19 protein-coding genes and 1 tRNA gene are annotated in these 18,100 nt (G+C 69.4%); 12 read left to right on the top strand and 8 right to left on the bottom strand.

The window, feature by feature from the left end; all coding sequences use genetic code 11:
• Position 1: 1 nt before the first annotated feature.
• The gene (locus tag KZC51_RS01380) at positions 2 to 628 is read left to right on the top strand and encodes a TetR/AcrR family transcriptional regulator (protein WP_247628232.1); all 627 of its coding nucleotides are present in this window, start codon (positions 2 to 4) and stop codon (positions 626 to 628) included.
• Positions 629 to 727: 99 nt separating this feature from the next.
• Here KZC51_RS01380 and KZC51_RS01375 read toward each other — a convergent pair.
• Positions 728 to 801, bottom strand: a tRNA-Gly gene (locus KZC51_RS01375).
• A 95-nt stretch (positions 802 to 896) separates the two neighbouring features.
• Here KZC51_RS01375 and dcd point away from each other — a divergent pair.
• The 3 genes from dcd to KZC51_RS01360 are packed head-to-tail and all read left to right on the top strand — an operon-like array spanning position 897 to position 2,945.
• Positions 897 to 1,502, top strand: a complete 606-nt coding sequence (gene dcd / locus KZC51_RS01370) for a dCTP deaminase (RefSeq protein ID WP_247628231.1) — start codon at positions 897 to 899, stop codon at positions 1,500 to 1,502.
• Between the two features lies 1 nt (position 1,503).
• Positions 1,504 to 2,505, top strand: a complete 1,002-nt coding sequence (locus tag KZC51_RS01365) for a hypothetical protein (RefSeq protein WP_247628230.1) — start codon at positions 1,504 to 1,506, stop codon at positions 2,503 to 2,505.
• 8 nt (positions 2,506 to 2,513) lie between these two features.
• Complete coding sequence (locus tag KZC51_RS01360; protein WP_247628229.1) at positions 2,514 to 2,945, top strand: GNAT family N-acetyltransferase; 432 nt, start codon at positions 2,514 to 2,516, stop codon at positions 2,943 to 2,945.
• A gap of 61 nt (positions 2,946 to 3,006) precedes the next feature.
• Here KZC51_RS01360 and KZC51_RS01355 read toward each other — a convergent pair whose 3' ends face one another.
• Positions 3,007 to 3,741 (bottom strand): winged helix DNA-binding protein, encoded by a 735-nt coding sequence (locus KZC51_RS01355; RefSeq protein WP_247628228.1) that lies wholly within the window; start codon positions 3,739 to 3,741, stop codon positions 3,007 to 3,009.
• Between the two features lie 103 nt (positions 3,742 to 3,844).
• Here KZC51_RS01355 and KZC51_RS01350 point away from each other — a divergent pair, with 103 nt between their 5' ends.
• Complete coding sequence (locus tag KZC51_RS01350; RefSeq protein WP_247628227.1) at positions 3,845 to 4,399, top strand: MarR family winged helix-turn-helix transcriptional regulator; 555 nt, start codon at positions 3,845 to 3,847, stop codon at positions 4,397 to 4,399.
• Positions 4,400 to 4,563: 164 nt separating this feature from the next.
• Here the strand turns inward: KZC51_RS01350 and KZC51_RS01345 are convergent, their stop codons facing one another.
• Positions 4,564 to 5,970: an MFS transporter gene (locus KZC51_RS01345; RefSeq protein ID WP_247628226.1), complete on the bottom strand. Its 1,407-nt coding sequence runs from the start codon at positions 5,968 to 5,970 to the stop codon at positions 4,564 to 4,566.
• Positions 5,971 to 6,230: 260 nt separating this feature from the next.
• On the opposite strand from KZC51_RS01345, the gene KZC51_RS01340 reads away from it, so the two are divergent.
• Positions 6,231 to 7,418: an MFS transporter gene (locus KZC51_RS01340; RefSeq protein WP_247628225.1), complete on the top strand. Its 1,188-nt coding sequence runs from the start codon at positions 6,231 to 6,233 to the stop codon at positions 7,416 to 7,418.
• 20 nt (positions 7,419 to 7,438) lie between these two features.
• On the opposite strand, the gene KZC51_RS01335 is transcribed toward KZC51_RS01340, so the two are convergent.
• A complete protein-coding gene (locus tag KZC51_RS01335) occupies positions 7,439 to 8,350 on the bottom strand; it encodes a helix-turn-helix domain-containing protein (protein ID WP_247628224.1) in 912 nt (303 codons plus the stop codon).
• Between the two features lie 100 nt (positions 8,351 to 8,450).
• On the opposite strand from KZC51_RS01335, the gene KZC51_RS01330 reads away from it, so the two are divergent.
• Positions 8,451 to 8,912, top strand: coding sequence for a DUF3817 domain-containing protein (locus KZC51_RS01330; protein WP_247628223.1), 462 nt, complete (start codon positions 8,451 to 8,453; stop codon positions 8,910 to 8,912).
• Between the two features lie 25 nt (positions 8,913 to 8,937).
• Here KZC51_RS01330 and KZC51_RS01325 read toward each other — a convergent pair whose 3' ends face one another.
• The 4 genes from KZC51_RS01325 to KZC51_RS01310 form a co-directional block, all read right to left on the bottom strand.
• On the bottom strand, positions 8,938 to 9,612 hold the full coding sequence (locus tag KZC51_RS01325) for a hypothetical protein (protein ID WP_247628222.1): 675 nt from the start codon (positions 9,610 to 9,612) through the stop codon (positions 8,938 to 8,940).
• Between the two features lie 72 nt (positions 9,613 to 9,684).
• Complete coding sequence (locus KZC51_RS01320; RefSeq protein ID WP_247628221.1) at positions 9,685 to 10,614, bottom strand: NAD(P)/FAD-dependent oxidoreductase; 930 nt, start codon at positions 10,612 to 10,614, stop codon at positions 9,685 to 9,687.
• A 110-nt stretch (positions 10,615 to 10,724) separates the two neighbouring features.
• Positions 10,725 to 11,486: a uroporphyrinogen-III C-methyltransferase gene (cobA, locus tag KZC51_RS01315; protein WP_247628220.1), complete on the bottom strand. Its 762-nt coding sequence runs from the start codon at positions 11,484 to 11,486 to the stop codon at positions 10,725 to 10,727.
• The gene (locus tag KZC51_RS01310; protein ID WP_247628219.1) at positions 11,486 to 12,241 is read right to left on the bottom strand and encodes a sirohydrochlorin chelatase; all 756 of its coding nucleotides are present in this window, start codon (positions 12,239 to 12,241) and stop codon (positions 11,486 to 11,488) included. The genes cobA and KZC51_RS01310 overlap by 1 nt, the downstream gene beginning before the upstream one ends.
• Positions 12,242 to 12,635: 394 nt before the next feature.
• Here KZC51_RS01310 and KZC51_RS01305 point away from each other — a divergent pair, with 394 nt between their 5' ends.
• From KZC51_RS01305 to KZC51_RS01285, 5 genes are all read left to right on the top strand, one after another.
• Entirely contained in the window at positions 12,636 to 13,946 is a 1,311-nt protein-coding gene (locus tag KZC51_RS01305; protein WP_247628218.1) for an HNH endonuclease signature motif containing protein, read from the top strand.
• A gap of 135 nt (positions 13,947 to 14,081) precedes the next feature.
• Positions 14,082 to 15,947: a molecular chaperone DnaK gene (dnaK, locus tag KZC51_RS01300; RefSeq protein ID WP_247628217.1), complete on the top strand. Its 1,866-nt coding sequence runs from the start codon at positions 14,082 to 14,084 to the stop codon at positions 15,945 to 15,947.
• Positions 15,948 to 15,949: 2 nt separating this feature from the next.
• Positions 15,950 to 16,588, top strand: coding sequence for a nucleotide exchange factor GrpE (locus KZC51_RS01295; RefSeq protein WP_247628216.1), 639 nt, complete (start codon positions 15,950 to 15,952; stop codon positions 16,586 to 16,588).
• A 7-nt stretch (positions 16,589 to 16,595) separates the two neighbouring features.
• Positions 16,596 to 17,579, top strand: a complete 984-nt coding sequence (locus KZC51_RS01290; RefSeq protein WP_247628215.1) for a DnaJ C-terminal domain-containing protein — start codon at positions 16,596 to 16,598, stop codon at positions 17,577 to 17,579.
• A gap of 33 nt (positions 17,580 to 17,612) precedes the next feature.
• On the top strand, positions 17,613 to 18,041 hold the full coding sequence (locus tag KZC51_RS01285) for a heat shock protein transcriptional repressor HspR (protein WP_247628214.1): 429 nt from the start codon (positions 17,613 to 17,615) through the stop codon (positions 18,039 to 18,041).
• Positions 18,042 to 18,100 lie beyond the last annotated feature (59 nt).

The following is an 18,100-nucleotide window of genomic DNA, read 5'->3' as shown; positions in this document are numbered from 1 at the left end:
TGTGCCTGATGACATCTCGTGTCATCACCACTCATCTTATGACAGTTCGTGTCATCATGGAGCTATGCCTCGTTGGTCCCCGGATGCCGCGTTGCGGTTGGAAGCTGCCGCGATGACCCTGTTCGCGGAGCAGGGATACGCGGGAACCACGGTTCCCCAGATCGCCGAGGCAGCGGGGTTGACCACACGGACGTTCTTTCGCCACTTCTCCGACAAACGCGATGTGCTGTTCCTCCGAGATCGCGAGCTCCCCCAAGCGGTGGGCGACTTCATGGCGTCCATCCCACAAGATTGCGGCGGAACGGCCACCGTGCGCGCAGGCCTGGCAGCCGCATGCCGAGGCATCCAGGGCTGGCGAGAGCAGATCGCACGGCGGCGCCGCATCATCCGCAGCGAACCCGCGCTGCACGAGCGTGATCTTCTGCGCAGTCATCACCTCGCGCTCGCCATCGAAGGCGCATTGGGCCAACGGGGCATCGACCCTGTGCACGCACACACCTTGGCAGCCCTCGCCGTGACCTGTTTCGACCTCGCGATGGACAGATGGCTGGAAGGGCCCTCCGACCTCTCGTTCGAGGATGCCCTGACGGCGGTGTGGACAGACTTACAGGGATGGATCAACGAATGACAGGGCGATCGCGCCGCCCGTAGGGCATCGAGGGAAGTTCTCGTCCGAGCTGCAGTCACGAGGTGAGCCAGGAGCCCGGAACAGCTCTGCGAGCGAAAGTGGAGGGACTGACGGGAATCGAACCCGCGCTATCTGCTTGGGAAGCAGAAGTTCTGCCATTGAACTACAGTCCCGAACCTGCGCCGGGAGGAACAGGTGAACGCCAGCCTACCTGCCGACCGCCGTATGGCAAAAGCGCCGACTCGGCCGGGGCAACTAGGCTGAACCCGTGCTTCTCAGCGACCGCGACATCAGGGCAGAACTCGCATCGGGCCGTATCGGCCTGGAACCGCACGCGCCGGAGATGATCCAACCTTCGAGCATCGACGTGCGTCTCGACCGGTACTTCCGGTTGTTCGACAACCACAAGTATCCGTTCATCGATCCCTCGGTCGATCAGCCGGAGCTCACGCGGCTGATCGAGGTCGATCCCGATGAGCCGTTCATCCTGCACCCCGGCGAGTTCGCGCTCGGGGCGACGTTCGAGCAGGTCACCCTGCCCGACGACGTCGCCGCGCGACTGGAGGGCAAGTCCTCGCTCGGGCGCCTGGGGCTCATCACGCACTCGACGGCCGGGTTCATCGACCCGGGCTTCACGGGGCACGTGACCCTCGAGCTCGCGAACGTCGCGACCCTGCCGATCAAGCTGTGGCCGGGCATGAAGATCGGGCAGCTCTGCTTCTTCCGTCTGACCTCGCCGACCGAGAACCCCTACGGTTCCGGTCCCTACGGCAACCGCTACCAGGGGCAGCGGGGCCCGACGGCATCCCGCTCCTTCCAGAACTTCCACCGGACGGATGTCGGCACGACAGACGTCGGAGCCGTCGGAGGCTGACATGAGCGACGACAGCGCCACCCCGCACGACCCGGAGACCCCGCCGGCACCGGCGGACGCGCCGTCGCCCGCTGATGCGCCGTCACCCGCTGACTCGCCTCTCGCGACCCCGGAGCCGGTGATCCCTCCGCCCCCGCCCGAGATCCCGATCCCGGACGGACTCCTTCCGTCGGCCTCCTCCAACGCGCCGGACGCGGTGATCCCGCCCCCGCCGCTCGACATCCCATCGGCCGATTCCGTGATCCCTCCGCCTCCGCCCGAGGCGATGGTCCCGTCCCGGCGCAGCACGCGGCCCGCCAACCCCGCTGACGCACCGGCCGCGGTGTCGGAGGAGTGGTCGCAGCCGACGATGACGCCCGAGGTGTCGTCGGGCGGCTACCGCGGGCTGACGGCGGCGATCTTCGTGTTCCTGCTCGTGCTCTTCGCGGGCGCGATCGCGCTGGTCGTCTATCTCGCCACGAGCACGCGTCTCGAGTTCCCCACGTTCGGCGAGGAGTCTCCGGTCAGTGCGCCCTCGGGCGCGACCACGACCGAGGGCGATGCGTCGACCGTGTCGACGGAAGCGCTCACCGCTGACCCGTGCACCGCTTTCTGCGCCGAGATCGCCGGGCAGGTCGGTTCGTCGGTGATCGGCGCGGACGGAGCGATCGAGTGGCAGCTCATGCATCCCTGGACCGCCGCCGAGTCGGCTGCACTGCCCGCCGAGGAGGCGACGGCGGCCACCTACGAGTCGGAGGCCGGCTCCCTCTCGTTCATGGTGTGGCGATTCACGGATGACGCGACGGCCGAGGTCGCATTCGCCATCGCCGAAGACGGGCTCGGCGAGCCTTCGAACTCGAACTCCGTGTACGACGACGGCCGCGGCACGCAGAACACCTACCAGGACGACACCTCCACGACGGTGCTGTGGATCGTCACGGGCGACGAATCGCAGCCATGGGTGCTGCAGGTGCAGGGCGACGACGACGCGGTGCGGCAGTTCTACCTCGCGCTGCCGATCTGAGCGCGGCCATGGAATGGACGCTGCGCCCGAGCGCGCCCGCGGATGCCGCCTGGATCGCCGAACTACGTGCTGTCGTGCTGCGTGATGACCTCACGCGGCTCGGTCGGTTCGATGAGGTGCGCGTGCGGCAGCGCTTCCTCGACTCCTTCCGCGCGGAGGCGACCCGGGTGATCGTGGTCGACGGGGCGGACGCGGGGTCGATCGCGGTGCGGTCCGACGACGACGTGCAGTGGATCGAGCACTTCTACCTCGACCCGGCGCTGCAGGGGAGAGGCATCGGCGGTGCCGTGCTGGAGCGGGTGCTGTCGGATGCTGCGGGTCAGACGTTCCGGCTCAACGTGCTGCAGGGCAGCCCCGCGCTCCGGCTGTATCTCCGTGCCGGCTTCCTGCTCGACAGCGAGGACCCGGTCGACATGTTCTTGACGCGGCCCGCACGCTGAGACGAGAAGAGGGACGGATGCCGAAGCATCCGTCCCTCTCATCGTCTGTGCACCGGGTGCGTCAGGCGTCGCGTCCGCGGGAGTAGCCCGCGTCGAAACCGCGCTCGTACGCGTGCTGCGCGAAGCGGACCGCGCGCTGCGGGCCGTGGTGGCCGCGCTCGTGGTGGTCGCGCTCGTGGTGACCGCGCTCGCCGTGCTCGTGTCCGGCGTCGCCGCGCGAGCCGAAGCCGTGCCGGGGATCGAAACCGTGCCGACGACCGAAGCCGCGCTCGCGGCGGCATTCGCCATCATGAGCATCCGGACCGAACGGGCGACCGAAGCCGCGCGGGAAACCGTGTCCGCGTCCGTGCCCACGCTCGCCGAAACCGTGCCGGCGTCCGCGGGGGAGAGGGGTCTCCTCGTCCCAGCCGAACGCCCGCGCGATCTTCTCGAGCGAGGCGAGGGTGGTCGCCATCTCTTCTTCGGAGACGGCGTCGGTGACCTTCGCGCGGATGCCGTCGACGATCGCACCGAGGCGATCCTTCGCGGCGCGTCCGTCGTCGGTGAGGGTCCAGCCCTCGCCTTCGGATGTGACCCAGCCGCGCGCGATGAGGCGATGCAGCTTGTGGTCGTTCAGGGGGCGGCGGGCCGGGACGGTGCCGTCGACGACGTTGAGCAGGCGCCAGTCGCGGCGACTCGCGTGCTCGCCCTCGAAGGCGGTGGCGAACTCGGCCGCCATCAGGCGGTCGGCGGCCTTCAGCCAGTAGCCGAAGGGGCGGGAGGTGTGAGCGGGGTTCTGTGATTCAGAGGTGTTCATGAGAAGTCCTTAGTTGTCAGTGTGCATGTGTATGTCAGAGTGCATGTACATGTAGTGTGACATGCGATCTGAATGCATGTCAAGTCGCATGTAAAATCGAGGCGTGACCTCCGAAGAGATCGACCCGTCCGAAGCCATCGCCCAGGCGCTGTCCCGTCTGCGCGGTCGGCGACCCGGCGACCGCGGCGGCGGAGGGCGCGGGCACGGCGGGCCCCACGGCTGGCCCGGCGGGCCGCACGCACATGAGCGCGGGCACGGCGACCCCTTCGGTCACGGCCACCCCGGCATGCCGCCGTGGATGGCGGACCCCTCCGGGCGCCTCGGAGGGCCGGCACGCATGCGGATGCTCGAGGCGCTGGCTGCGGCATCCGCTCCCCTCAGCGTGAGTGCGCTGGGTGAGGCGATCGGCGTCGATCAGCCCCGCGCCTCACGACTCGTGCAGCAGGGCGTCGATCGCGGCTACGTGCGCCGAGAGGCCGACCCCGATGACGCCCGGCGTACGCGTATCGCGCTGACCGATGAGGGGCGCAAGGTCGCCAGTGGGATGCGGGGCGAGCGCCGCGAGATGCTCGGTCGTGCGCTGGCGGCTTTCACCCCTGAAGAGAGCGCCGAACTCGCCCGCCTGCTCAACAAGCTCGCCGACAACTGGCAGCGCTGACGCTCAGCTGTTGGTGCGCGGAGCGCGTGCGCCCAGCGCCCGCGCACAACTTCGGAGATCGTGTTCGACACCCCGCGGCGGCGGATGCTCCGACGGCGTGTCGCGCGCGGCATCCGAAGTCGTGTCCGGCCCGAACCCCGGGCCGGGCCGGGCCGGGGTTCAGCTCAGCGCGGAGCCTTGACCGGAAGCAGCAGCAGGAAGCCGGCGATCAGCACGATCATGATGCCCAGGATGCCGTAGGCGGTCTGGCTGGTCAGCACGATCAGCAGCGTCCAGGCGCCCGAGGCCATCCAGCTCGCCGCACGACCGGTGGTGGCGTAGAGACCGAAGATCTCGCCTTCGCGCCCGGCCGGGGTGACTCTGGCCAGGAACGAGCGCGCCGCCGCCTGCGCCGGACCCACGAACGCGCACAGGATGAGTCCGCCGACCCAGAACACCATCGCCCCGCCGTCGCGCAGCAGGAACACCGCGAGGCCGGCGACGATCATCGACCCGATCGAGGCGAGGATGATGCGCTTCGGCCCGAGCCGGTCGTCGAGGCGCCCCGCGAGGATGGTCGAGACGCCGGCGATCAGGTTCGCCACGATGCCGAAGATGATGATGTCCTGCGTGCCGAACTTGAACACCGCGGTGCCGATGATCGCACCGAAGGCGAACACGCCGCCGAGGCCGTCGCGGAACACGGCACTCGAGAGCAGATACCAGAACGTGGGGCGGGTCTCGGGGTCGCGGTAGAGCCCGCGGATATCGGTGACCAGCAGCACGTACGACCGGAAGAACCCGACCTTGCGCTCGGGGCGGCCCAGCGACGGCTCCGGCACGTTGAGGAAGATCGGGATGCTGAAGACGATGGCCCACACAGCGCAGCCGACCGCGATCAAACGGTACGCGAGACCGTTGTCGGTCGACATCCCGAACCAGTCGAAGCTGTCGAGCACCACCACGATCACCAGGGCGATGATGCCGCCGAGATACCCGAAGCCCCACCCGAGGCCCGAGATGCGGCCGACGTTCTTCGGGGTCGCGATGCCGATCAGCATGGCGTTGGAGTTGACGGCGGCGATCTCCTGGAACACCGTGGCCGCCGAGATCAGGGCGACGCCGAGCCAGAACAGGCTCGGGGTCGGGGTGACGAACCAGAGTCCGAGCATGCAGAACACCAGCGCGCCGGTGCCGATGCCGAGCCAGAGCTTCTGGCGCCCTGCGGCATCCGCCCGCTGTCCGAGCACCGGGGCGAGCAGCAGGATGCCGAACGCGGCGATGGTCGAGCCGAGCCCGAGGCCGGAGGCGAGGTCGGCCTCGGCCGCGAGGCGCACCGGGTCGTCCTCGCCGAGCGCGGCGATCTCCGGCGGCAGGAACCCGGTGCCCACCAGGTAGAGCGCGGTGAAGACGAACGTGAGGATGACGGTGTTGAAGGGCTGCGTCGCCCAGTCCCACAGCGCCCACGAGTAGACCTGCTTCTTCGGCGCCGGTGTCTCGCCGCGGAGGTCGAGGCCGACCACGCCGACGGCGCCGCTGTTCGCGATCGCCGGGGGCTCGGGAACGGCGGGGCGAGAATCGGGTTCGCTCATGCTCGCAGTCTGGCGGTGCCGGGTGAACGCGCGGTGACGGCGCGCCGCGCGCGCAGCCCGCTTCATGTTCTGCGGCCACCTTCACCTTCTGCGGCGCGGATGCGCGCGTGAGGCCGCAGAACGTGCGGTTGGCCGCAGAAGTGGAGCACCGGCCGGGTGGCCGCAGAAGTTGAGGCCGGCCAGGGTGGCCGCGGACGAATGGTCGGATGCCGCGGACGCCTGGTCGGGCGACGACCGGCGGATGCCGCGAGGCTGGGAACATGACAACAACCGCGCCCATCCCGACGGCCGTCCCGCGTGCGGAGCGCATCCGCTACGGCGCTCTCATCGTGCTCATGCTCATGGGCTTCCTGCTCGTCACGGCGGAGTTCCTGCCCAACGGGGTGCTCACCGAGATGGCCGAGGCGCTCGGCGTCACCCCGGGCCAGGCGGGGCAGACCGTCACGGTGACCGCGCTGGTCGGCCTGATCGTCGCCCCGACCGTGGGGCTGATGTTCCCCCGGCTCGACCGCCGCTCCCTGCTGGTGTGGATGGCGCTGGCCGCCGCCGTATCGAACCTGGTCGTGGCGATCGCGCCGAACCTCATCATCATCCTGCTCGCACGCTTTCTGCTGGGCGCGGCGATCAGTGCCTTCTGGGCGATGTCGATCACGGTCGCCGCCCGGCTCGCCGGTCCGGAGCACCTGGGCAGGGGCGTCATGTTCACCTCCGCGGGTGTCTCGCTCGCAACCGTCGCCGGTGTTCCGCTCGGCGTGATGCTGAGCGAGCTCGTGGACTGGCGGATGGTCTTCGCGATCGCGGGTGTGCTGATGGTGCTGCTCGCCGCAGCCCTGCGGCTGTCGCTGCCCTCGGTTCCGGCGGCTCAGGCCTCGAGCCTGCGGCTGCTGGTCGACACGCTGCGTCGTCCGGGCATCGGCCTCGGCATGATCGGCCACATGCTCGTGGTGCTCGGACACTTCTCGGCCTACACCTACGTGCGCCTCGCGCTCGAGCGCATTCCGGATGTCGACGCGTCGACGATCGTGGTGCTGCTCGCCCTGTTCGGCCTCGGAGGTCTGGCCGGCAACATCACGATCGGCTTGGTCATCGACCGCTCCTTCGCGTTCTTCGCCGTCTTCGCCCCGCTCGTGATCGCGGCCGCCGTGATCTCGATGATCCTGTTGTTCGGCACCGTGATCGGCGTCGCGATCGTGGTGCTCGTGTGGGGCTTCTTCTTCTCGTCGTGGCTGATCGTCGCGAACACCTGGGTCGGGCACCGGATGCCGGACCGGCTCGAGGCCGGCGGCAGCCTGGTCGTCGTGGGGTTCCAGGGCGCGATCACGATCGCCGCGGGGGTGGGCGGTCTGCTCGTCGACACCCTCAGCATCGAGCTGGTCTACGTGATCGGCGCCGCATCGCTGCTTGCGGGAGCGGCGTTCTTCGGGGCCTCGAACCGCGTGCGGACCTGAGCCCGACCTGAGCCCTCGGGTTACGCGGAGACGGGGGTGCGCTGCGCCTGGCGCCACGCCGAGGGGGTCATGCCCGTGCGGCGGCGGAAGGCGCGGCTGAAGCCCTCGTCCGAGGCGTAGCCCAGCTCGCGTGAGGTCTCCGAGACCGAACGGCCCTCGTCGAGCATCCGCTTGGCTGCATCGATGCGCACCTCGGTGACGTAGTCGGCGGGGGAGCGGCCCAGGGCCGAGCGGAAGCGCGCCGCGAACGCCGAACGCGACATGGCGCCGACGCTCGCGAGTCGCTCGACGGTCCACTCCCGACCCGGTTCCTCGTGGATCGCATCGACCACGCGGTCGAGGAACGGATCGTTCGACATCGACGGCCATCCGGCTGGCGCGCAGCCGTTCGCCGCCCAGGCCCGGATGACGGAGAGCAGGACGGTCGTGGCCATCATCCGGCAGATCAGCGGATCGCCCTGGCGCACGGGGCACGCGGCCGGATCGACCAGCCCCATGTTCTCGGCCAGCGCGGCGGCGGCGGGCTCGAGCGCGTCGAACCCGGTCACGGTGATGACGTCGGGGAGCACGGCGCTGAGCCGGGAGGTGGTGTCTGCCAGGACGAGGTCGACGACCATGACGCTCGCCCCGGCATCCGCCTGCAGCAGGAACGCGGTGTCTCCCAGGGTCAGGAACGCGTCGCCGGCGCGCAGGCGGTCGGATCCGGTCGTGACCGCGAGGCTCTGGGAAGTGCGGTCGACGCTGAGGCTGCAGGCGGAGGTGAGCGGCGGATGCCCCTGCACGCTGCCGCCGGCGACGTAGACGAGGGTCACGGCGCCGGCGGCCAGCGGAAGCAGCCCGCCGACGGGGAGGGAGACGCGGCGTGCGACACCGACCTGGAGGTCGACGGCGTTGAGCACCTGCGACAGTGCATCCGCGTCCACGATCGTCATGCCTTCGGCAACGCCGCTTCCGGGCCCGGTATTCCGCCGTCGGCACAGGACCGGCATCGACGGCCCCGATACGCTGGGAGGAACCCACCCGAGGAGTCCCGTGTTCCGCTCACCCGACCGCCTGTTCCGAGTTCTCGCGATCGCGGAGGCGATCACCTGGACGATCCTGATCTCCGCGATCATCGCCAGGGCGGTGGGAGCACCGGGAGTCGTCGTCACGATCGGCGGCGGCATCCACGGCTTCGTGTTCCTCGCCTATGCCGCCACCGCCGTGCTGGTCGCGCTGAACCAGCGCTGGCATGTCGGTGTCGCGGCGCTCGCCGTGGTCAGCGCCGTGATCCCCTACGCCACGATCCCCACCGAGATCTGGTTGCACCGCACCGGGCGCCTCGACGGAGCCTGGCGTCTCGACGCCACGGACGATCCCCGCGACGGACGCTGGTACGACCGGCTGATGCGCTGGTTCCTGCGTCGTCCGTGGGTGCTCGCGGTGCTGCTCGCCGGCGGGATCGTGGCGCTCTACGTCATCCTGCTGCTCGTGGGGCCGCCCGGCGGCAAGTGACCGCCCGGTCGCCGGGCGAGATCCGTCAGGGCGTGACGACGACCGCGTTGCGTTCGACGACCTCGGCCAGGATGCCGTTCGCATCGCCTCCGGTGCAGTCGACGATCACGTACAGCCCGACCCCGGTCGCGGTGAAGGCGCGCGCCGCGATGATCCAGGTGCGCTCGCCGTCCTCGCCGGTGACCTGCCGGTTCTCGACACCTCCCGAGCCGCCGACCTGGTAGCTGAACTCGCCGGTGGTGGCGAGAGCTGTGACCTCCTCGGTCGTCGACTGCAGCAGGGCTCCCAGGATCGCGTCCGACGACGCGCTGTCGTCGCCGGGGACCACGGGGACGTCGGGAGTGAGCCCCTGCCAGAACTTCGCCGTGCACATGCCGTCGGTCGTGCCGTAGGTCCAGCCGCCATTGCCGTCGTCGGGCGTGACGGTCTCCCACCCGTCGGCGGTCATGAACCCGTCACCCCATTCGATGTAGGTGGTGGCCGGGAGATCCTGTCCTGCCTCGAACGTCAGCTCGGCGGGGAGATCGCCGGTGGGCTCGTCGATCGGCGCATCCGACGCGGTCGGCGACGGCTCCGCGGCTCCGGGGCCGTCTGACGGGATCTGGGCGTACAGGCATCCGCTGAGCGGGATGACCGACACGGCCACGATCGCGGTCGCAGCGAGGTGGAGGAGCGGTCTGGTCGAGCGGGAGCGCGTCATGCCGGTCAGCCTAACCCTCGAGGGCCGTCCGGCTCGATGGGGACTTCTTCCCTGTGGATCGGTGTGCGCCGATCAGTGGGCGGTCGCGACGCCGACCGCGTCGTGGACCATGACGGCGGCCACCCTGGCGCCCGCCCCGGCCGCGACGATGAGCTGCTGCGGGCCGGGGATCGCGGCATCACCCGCGGCGTAGAGACCGTGCACGTCGGTGCGTCCGGAGCGGTCGGTGATGAGGTTGCCGTCGCCGTCGAGCGCCGGAGCGATCCCGTCGAGGAACGACAGCTCGGTCTGCCACTCCGGCCGCACGAAGCCGCCATCGAGCGCGACCTCGGTGCCGTCGGCCAGCCGGACGGCTTCCAGTGCGCCGCGCTCGCCCACGAGCTCGGTGATCGGATGCCGCTGCACCGCGACCCCCGCGGCCTCCAGCTCGGCCTGCTGTGCGGCGGTCACGGCATCCGATCCGAGCGTGAACACCGTGAGGCTGTCGGTCCACCGGGCGATGAGCCGCGCGCGGTCGGCGAGATCGGCGGACTCGCCGATGAGGGCGAGGCGGCGGTCGCGCAGCTCCCATGCGTCGCACGCGGCGCAGCTGAACAGGCTGATGCCGTAGAAGCCGCGCAGGTTCGGCACGTCGGGCAGGGTCTCGCGCAGACCGGTGGCCAGCAGCACGGAGCGCGCGATGACCGAAGTGGCCGGCTCACGCCGCCCGACCTCGGCGGTGAACCCGGCATCCGTCGTGCGGAGGGCGAAGACGCGTTGGCGCGAGCGGATCTCGATGTTCGGGTAGGCGGCGAGTTCCGCGCGGGCCAGCCGGCGCAGCTCGTGCGGCGGCAGGCCGTCTCGTGTCAGGAAGCCGTGGGACTGCAGTGTCGCGGCGTTGCGGGGCCGGTCGGCGTCGACCACCAGCACACGCATCAGGGAGCGGCCGAGGTTGAGTGCGGCGGAGAGGCCGGCCGGGCCTCCGCCGATGATCAGCACGTCGTAGGGAGCCTCATCCGTCATGCGCATCCTCCTGCGGGCAAGGGCGGCGACGTGGGGGAGCGCGCGCGGGAGCGGCGATCATGGCGGCGCCGCCGGGCGAGCCGCATACGGGAGTAAGGCTCGCCTAACCCCTATCCTGCCAGTTCTGCGATGCGGGTGGGTGCGCTTCCCGGCTCTTCGCGTGCACCGAGTGCCACGACATCGCCGATCACGATCACGGCGGGGGAGCGTACCTGCCGGGTCGCGGCGACCCCGGCGATGGTTCCCAAGGTTCCGATCGTGACGCGCTGGCGCTCGCCGTAGCCGTCTTCGATGATCGCCACCGGGCAGTCGACGCCCCGGGTCGCGGCGAGCACGTGCGCCGAGTGGCCGAGCGTGGTGACGCCCATGAGCAGCACGACGGTGTGATCGCGTCCGCCGGGGAGCTCCTCGATCTGGTCATGCCCGGTGACGACGGTGAAGGCTGTGGCGATGCCGATGTGGGTGAGCGGGATGCCCGCCACCGCGGGCACCGCGATCGCGCTGGTGATGCCGGGGACGACGTCGACCGGTACCCCTGCCGCTTCGCAGAACAGCTGCTCCTCCCGGCCGCGCCCGAAGACGAAGGGGTCCCCGCCCTTCAAGCGCACGACGTCGCGTCCTTCGCGCGCGAGCTGCACGAGCAGCGCGTTGATGCCGTCCTGGGGCACGGGATGGTGACCGGGGAGCTTGCCGACATCGATCACCTCGGCCGTGAGGGCGATGCCGTCGGCGGCGAGCTGGGTGAGCACGGATCGCGCGCCCAGTCGATCGGCGACGATCACATCGGCCTGCTGCAGGGCGCGCAGGCCGTGAAGGGTGAGCAGGCCCGCGTTACCAGGGCCGGCGCCGACCAGGGTCACCCGTCCGGTCATCAGACGGCCCCGGCGCCGCAGGGCTGCGCGGCGTGCATGGGGTGCCCTGCCTGCGTCGTGTGCCCCGCCTGCACGGCCTCACCCTCGAGCTCGGCCGCGGCCTCTTCATAGCGCGCGACCACGAGTGCGATGAGGGGCTCCGGCACGCTGATGCCGTTCAGGAGCGGGAGCGTCAGGCTGCGGCCCGCGGAATGCCGCACGGCGAGGTCGAAGAAGTAGCCCCGGGCGAGCAGGTAGGTCGACACGACCGCGTCGGGGTGGGCCGCCAGGGCGGTCGGCAGGTCGGGCTCGCGGGCGGCCAGGTAGGCGAGATGCACGGGGCGGCCCAGACGTGCATGGAGCTGGGTGGCCATGCCCTCGGCGTCGGTCAGCGACCGGGGGTCGCGCGACCCGGCCACCGCCAGGATCACCGGAAGGTCGGACGCCCCGGACAGGCGCTGCGCCAGCACCTGCGCGAGCCTCGGGTCGGGGCCGAGCGGGTCGGCGACGACCGCGTCGATCCGGTCGGCCACCATGCCGTGCAGGTCGTGGTGCACGTGGAACCCCGACGACAGCAGCAGGGGCACCACCACGACCGGCCCCTCGATCGCCGCGAGGGCGCCGGGGGCGTCGGGCTGCTGCACGTCGACGAAGGCGCTGCGCACCTCCACGTCCGGCAGGCGAGCCGCGACCTGGACGACGAGGTCGGCGATCGCGCGGGCACCTTCGACGTCATCGGTGCCGTGCGACACGGCGAGCAACGTGGGGTGGGCCATGAAGGCGACTGTAGGCGCGGTCTGTGACCGGGATGTTTCGGGCGTGTGAGATGTCGGTTCACAACTCCTCAAGATCCGGGGTCCGCTGTCGTGTGTGCGACGGGTGGACGCGGCTGATCCGGGGCTGCGCCCGGCTTCTTGAGGAGTTGTGAACGAATGGGCCGGGATCGTGGGCGACGTGGCGGATCACTCCGTCGAGGTCGACGAGCACGGCACGGATCATGGGGCCATTGTTCCGCGGGGCGAACGGCACGGCCGCATGCCTCGTCCGCCACGGTATCGATGTCGACCTCCGACACCTGCAGGACGCCGAACTCCGAACCGTATGCCAGTATTTCGGATTTGCTCTCTGATCAGGGATTCCAATGTCGGTGGCCCCTGCTGTACTGAGGGCATGACGGCACTGATGGATGCGACGAGCGAGCAGGTGTCCACGCTCGATGAGCTGGTCGACCTGCTGCAGTCCGTCGAGCGCACGATCAGCAGTCTGCAGGCGGCTCGAGATGGGATCCTCTCGCTGGGCTCGCGGTGGGCGGTCGAGGTCGCCGATCAGGCGCAGCATCCCGACGCAGCGGATATGACGGCGCGCTCCGTGGCGGCTGAGATGGCCACTGCTCTGCGCATGAGCGACCGCACGATCCAGCGGCGCATGGTCGACGCCGACTGGCTGGTGACCCGCTTTCCGCTGGTCTGGGCGGCGCAGGGCTCCGGGCGCATCAGTGCGGCTCATGCGAGGGTGATCGTCGACGCGGCCGAGCACCTCGATGCGGCGGATGATCGCGACGCCTACTCGACTCAGATGATCGCCCTCGCCGAGGTGGAGTCCCCGAACCGGCTGGGGCGGATGGCTCGTCGCGCTGCCGAGCGCTTCCAGCCGCGGTCGCTCGACGAGCGTCATCGCGATGCGCGCGAGCAGCGCGGCGTCTGGGTGACGGACGCGGCCGACGGCATGGCGAAGCTGGGGCTGCTGGGCCCGGCCGCGCTGGTGCACGGGGTGTTCGATCGGCTGACGGGCATGGCCGACGCGGTGAAGGCTGCGAACGCCGCGGATCGTGATGGCGGTCGTTCCGCTGAGCCCGATGCGCTCGCTGCGACGGTCGACGGGCGCACGGTGGATCAGGTCCGGGCCGACCTCGCGCTCGACCTGTTGCTCACCGGTGCTCCTGCCGGACATGACGGGCACGCGGGGGCGCTCAGTGCCATCGCGGCTCACATCTCCGTGACGATTCCCGTGATGACGATGGTGGGGCGTGACGATGTCGCCGCCGAACTCGACGGATGCGTGCCGATCGACATCGACACCGCGCGGCGGCTGGCGGGTGCGGCATCCGGGTGGGATCGGGTGCTCACCGACCCTGTCGACGGATCCGTCCTCGCGGTGGATCGCTATCGACCGAGTGCGCGCTTGCGGCGGCACCTCCGAGCCAGGGATCAGCGATGCCGATTCCCGGGGTGCGGGCGGTCTCCGAGTGAGAGCGACATCGACCACACGCACGATGCGGCGCTCGGCGGGGCGACGCAGGAACAGAACCTCGCGCACCTGTGTCGCCGACACCACATGCTGAAGCATCACACCCCGTGGCACGTGGAGCGCCTCGACGGCGGGGTTCTGTCGTGGACGAGTCCCGCCGGACGAACCTATGTCGACAGGCCGCAGCCGCCGAACACCGTGAGGTTCCGGGACTCGATCGCGCCTCCGTTCTAAAGTTGAGCCAATTCATATCAACTTTGTTTGACAGCATCCGAGGGTCGGAGTACAGTTGAGTCATCGCGACTCAGGTTTCCCTGATCGCCGCAAGTTTCTGAACCGATCAAACGTCCTCAACAAAGGAGAAAACACATGGCACGTGCTGTGGGAATCGACCTCGGAACGACGAACTCCGTCGTCAGCGTCCTCGAGGGTGGCGAGCCGAAGGTCATCGCCAACGCCGAAGGCTTCCGCACGACCCCGTCGGTGGTCGCATTCACGAAGGACGGCGAGGTGCTCGTCGGCGAGACCGCGAAGCGCCAGGCCGTCACCAACGTCGACCGCACGATCTCTTCCGTCAAGCGCCACATGGGCACCGACTGGAGCTTCGACATCGACGGCAAGAAGTGGACGCCGCAGGAGATCTCCGCGCGCATCCTCATGAAGCTGAAGCGCGACGCCGAGTCGTACCTGGGTGACACCGTGACCGACGCGGTCATCACCGTCCCGGCGTACTTCAACGACGCCGAGCGTCAGGCCACGAAGGAAGCCGGCGAGATCGCGGGCCTCAACGTGCTCCGCATCATCAACGAGCCCACCGCTGCGGCGCTCGCCTACGGTCTCGACCGCGGCAAGGAGGACGAGCTCATCCTCGTCTTCGACCTCGGTGGTGGAACGTTCGACGTCTCCCTGCTCGAAGTGGGCAAGGACGACGACTTCTCGACCATCCAGGTGCGCTCGACCGCCGGTGACAACCGTCTCGGTGGAGATGACTGGGACCAGCGCCTCGTCGACTACCTGATCAAGCAGTTCAAGGAGACCACGGGCGTCGACGTCTCGGGTGACAAGATCGCCCTGCAGCGTCTGAAGGAAGCGGCGGAGCAGGCGAAGAAGGAGCTCTCGAGCTCCACCAGCACCAGCATCAACCTGCCGTACCTGTCGCTCACCGACTCCGGCCCCGTCTCGCTCAGCGAGACCATCACCCGCGCGAAGTTCGAGGACCTGACCAAGGACCTGCTCGACCGCACCAAGAAGCCGTTCGAGGATGTCATCCGCGAAGCCGGCATCAAGGTCGCCGACATCGACCACATCGTGCTCGTGGGTGGATCGACCCGTATGCCCGCCGTCGCCGAGCTCGTCAAGCGCGAGACCGGCAAGGACGCGAACAAGGGGGTCAACCCCGATGAGGTCGTCGCGGTCGGCGCTGCGCTCCAGGCCGGTGTGCTGAAGGGCGAGCGCAAGGACGTCCTGCTCATCGACGTCACCCCGCTGAGCCTCGGTATCGAGACCAAGGGCGGCATGATGACCAAGCTCATCGAGCGCAACACCGCGATCCCGACCAAGCGCAGCGAGACCTTCACCACGGCCGACGACAACCAGCCGTCCGTCGCGATCCAGGTCTTCCAGGGCGAGCGCGAGTTCACGCGTGACAACAAGCCGCTGGGTACGTTCGAGCTGACCGGCATCGCGCCGGCTCCTCGGGGCATTCCGCAGGTCGAGGTCACCTTCGACATCGACGCGAACGGCATCGTGCACGTGTCCGCCAAGGACAAGGGCACCGGCAAGGAGCAGTCGATGACGATCACGGGCGGCTCCTCGCTGTCCAAGGACGACATCGAGCGCATGGTGCGCGAGGCCGAGGAGAATGCGGCCGAGGACAAGAAGCGCCGTGAGGCCGCCGAGGTCCGCAACCAGGCCGAGACCCTCGCCTACTCGATCGACAAGCTGATCAAGGAGAACGAGGACAAGCTCCCCTCCGACGTCAAGGAGTCGGTCCAGGCCGATGTCGACGCCCTCAAGACGGCTCTCGCCGGCGAGGACGACGACGCCGTGAAGACCGCGTTCGACAAGCTCAACGAGTCGCAGACGAAGCTGGGCGAGGCGATCTACGCGCAGTCCCAGGCGGATGCCGCAGCCGGGGCTCCGGCTGACGGCGAGGCTCCCGCGGCCGATGGCGCCTCCTCTGAGGAGGATGTCATCGACGCCGAGGTCGTCGACGACGAAGAAGACAAGAAGTAATCATGACGGACAAGAACTTCGACGAAGTGCCTGACAAGGATCAGCACGCGGGCGGGGTTCACGGTGAGGGGTCGGATGCTCAGGCATCCGGCCCCGCGCCGCAGAACCCCGACTCCACCGAGGCCGCTGCGGCCGAGGGCTCTGACGACGACCTCACGGTCGACGACATCCTCGGCGCGACGCAGACCGGTGAAGCCGCTGCGGAGGATGCCGTGCTCGCCGACCTCGAGTCGACGCTGCTGAACGACCTCAAGCGCCTCCAGGCCGAGTACGCCAACTACCGTCGCCGCACCGAGGACCAGCGTCAGCTGGAGGTCGAGCGCGCGAAGGGCGAGGCGGCCAAGGGCCTGGTGCCGGTGCTCGACGATCTCGATCGTGCCGATCAGCACGGCGATCTCGTGGAGGGCACCCCCTTCGCGGCGATCGCCGAGAAGGTGCGAGCGGTCGTGGAGCGCCTCGGTGTGGTCTCGTACGGCGAGAAGGGTGAGGAATTCGACCCTCAGCGCCACGAGGCGATCTTCCAGCAGCCCACCCCTGGCGCCGAGAAGACCACGATCCTCGAGGTCATCGAGGTGGGCTACCGCCTCGGAGACGTCGAGCTGCGTCCTGCGAAGGTCGTCGTCGCTGTCCCTGCAGAGTAGGTGATCAATGGCTAGCCAGGATTGGTTCGACAAGGACTTCTACAAGACCCTCGGGGTCTCGAAGGACGTCAGCGAGGCTGAGCTCAAGAAGGCGTATCGCAAGCTCGCGCGCAAGTACCACCCGGACTCCAATCAGGGTGATGCCAAGGCCGAGGCCACGTTCAAGGAGATCAGCGAGGCGTATTCGGTGCTCTCCGACGCCGACCAGCGCAAGGAGTACGACGAGATCCGCGCGATGGGCTCTGGCGCCCGCTTCACGGCGGGCGGCTCGGGTGCCGGCGGGTTCGAAGACGTCTTCAGCCGCTTCGGTCAGAGTCGTGGCGGACAGGCCGCTGACTTCGAGGACATCTTCGCGATGTTCAACCAGGGTCAGGGCGGTTCCTTCGGCTCCGGTCGGTTCGGGCAGACGTCCGGCGGATTCCGCGGATACGGCGGTCCGCAGCGCGGCGCCGACGTCACCGCGCGCACCACGCTCGACTTCGCCACAGCCGTGCAGGGGGAGACCATCTCGCTGCAGGGTGACGACGGCAAGCCGTTCAAGGTGAAGATCCCCGCGGGGGTCGCCGACGGGCAGAAGATCCGTCTGCGCGGCCGGGGTCGCCCCTCGCCAGACGGCGGGGACAACGGCGACATCGTCGTGCAGATCTCGGTGCGTCCGCATCCGGTGTTCACCCGTGACGGGCTGAACCTCCGGGTGACGGTCCCGGTGACCTTCACCGAGGCCGCCCTCGGCGCGACGATCGAGGTGCCCACGCTCGGTGGCGACACGGTCAAGCTCCGTGTCGCACCGGGTACCCCCTCCGGGCGTGTGCTCCGCGTCAAGGGACGCGGGGTCAAGACCTCGAAGGGCACCGGCGATCTGCTCGCCGAGCTGCAGGTCGCGGTGCCTTCGCACCTCGATGATGCCGCCCGGGAAGCGCTGGAGAAGTACCAGGCGCTCGAGCCCACGGAGAACCCGCGGGCCGAGCTGATGGCGAAGGCGCGGCGATGATGAACGCGACACCGGGGCAGGAGGTGGAGGGCCATGGCTGAACGCCGCATGGATGCCGACACCCCGGTGTTCGCGATCGCCGCCGCGGCCGAGCTCGCGGGCATGCATCCGCAGACCCTGCGCCAGTACGACCGCATAGGGCTGGTGGTGCCCGGTCGCACGTCGGGCGGTTCGCGCCGCTACTCCACCCGCAACATCGAGCAGCTGCGCCAGGTCGCTCAGCTCTCGGCCGAGGGAGTGAGCCTGCCCGCGATCGCGCGGCTGCTCGACCTCGAAGACGAGAACCGGATGCTCCGCCGCCGCGTCGCCGAGCTCGAAGCCGCCGTGCGCTCCGAACGGGAGAACCGTCCCGGCGTGCGGGTGTTCGCCGCCGGTTCATCCGGCGTCGTGCCGATGCCGAGCGGACGACGTCTGCGCCGCTCGACCGAGGTCGTGCTCTGGAGCCCGCGCGGCGGTCGCTGAACCCGTATCCTGCCCCGCAGCGGCGACGTGTGTATCCTGTCAACAGTCAACAGGAGGTC

The sequence above is a fragment of the Microbacterium croceum genome, from assembly GCF_023091245.1.
Taxonomy (GTDB): domain Bacteria; phylum Actinomycetota; class Actinomycetes; order Actinomycetales; family Microbacteriaceae; genus Microbacterium; species Microbacterium croceum.
Note: the sequence above shows the minus strand (reverse complement) of the source record. Positions and strands in the feature narration are given on the sequence as shown.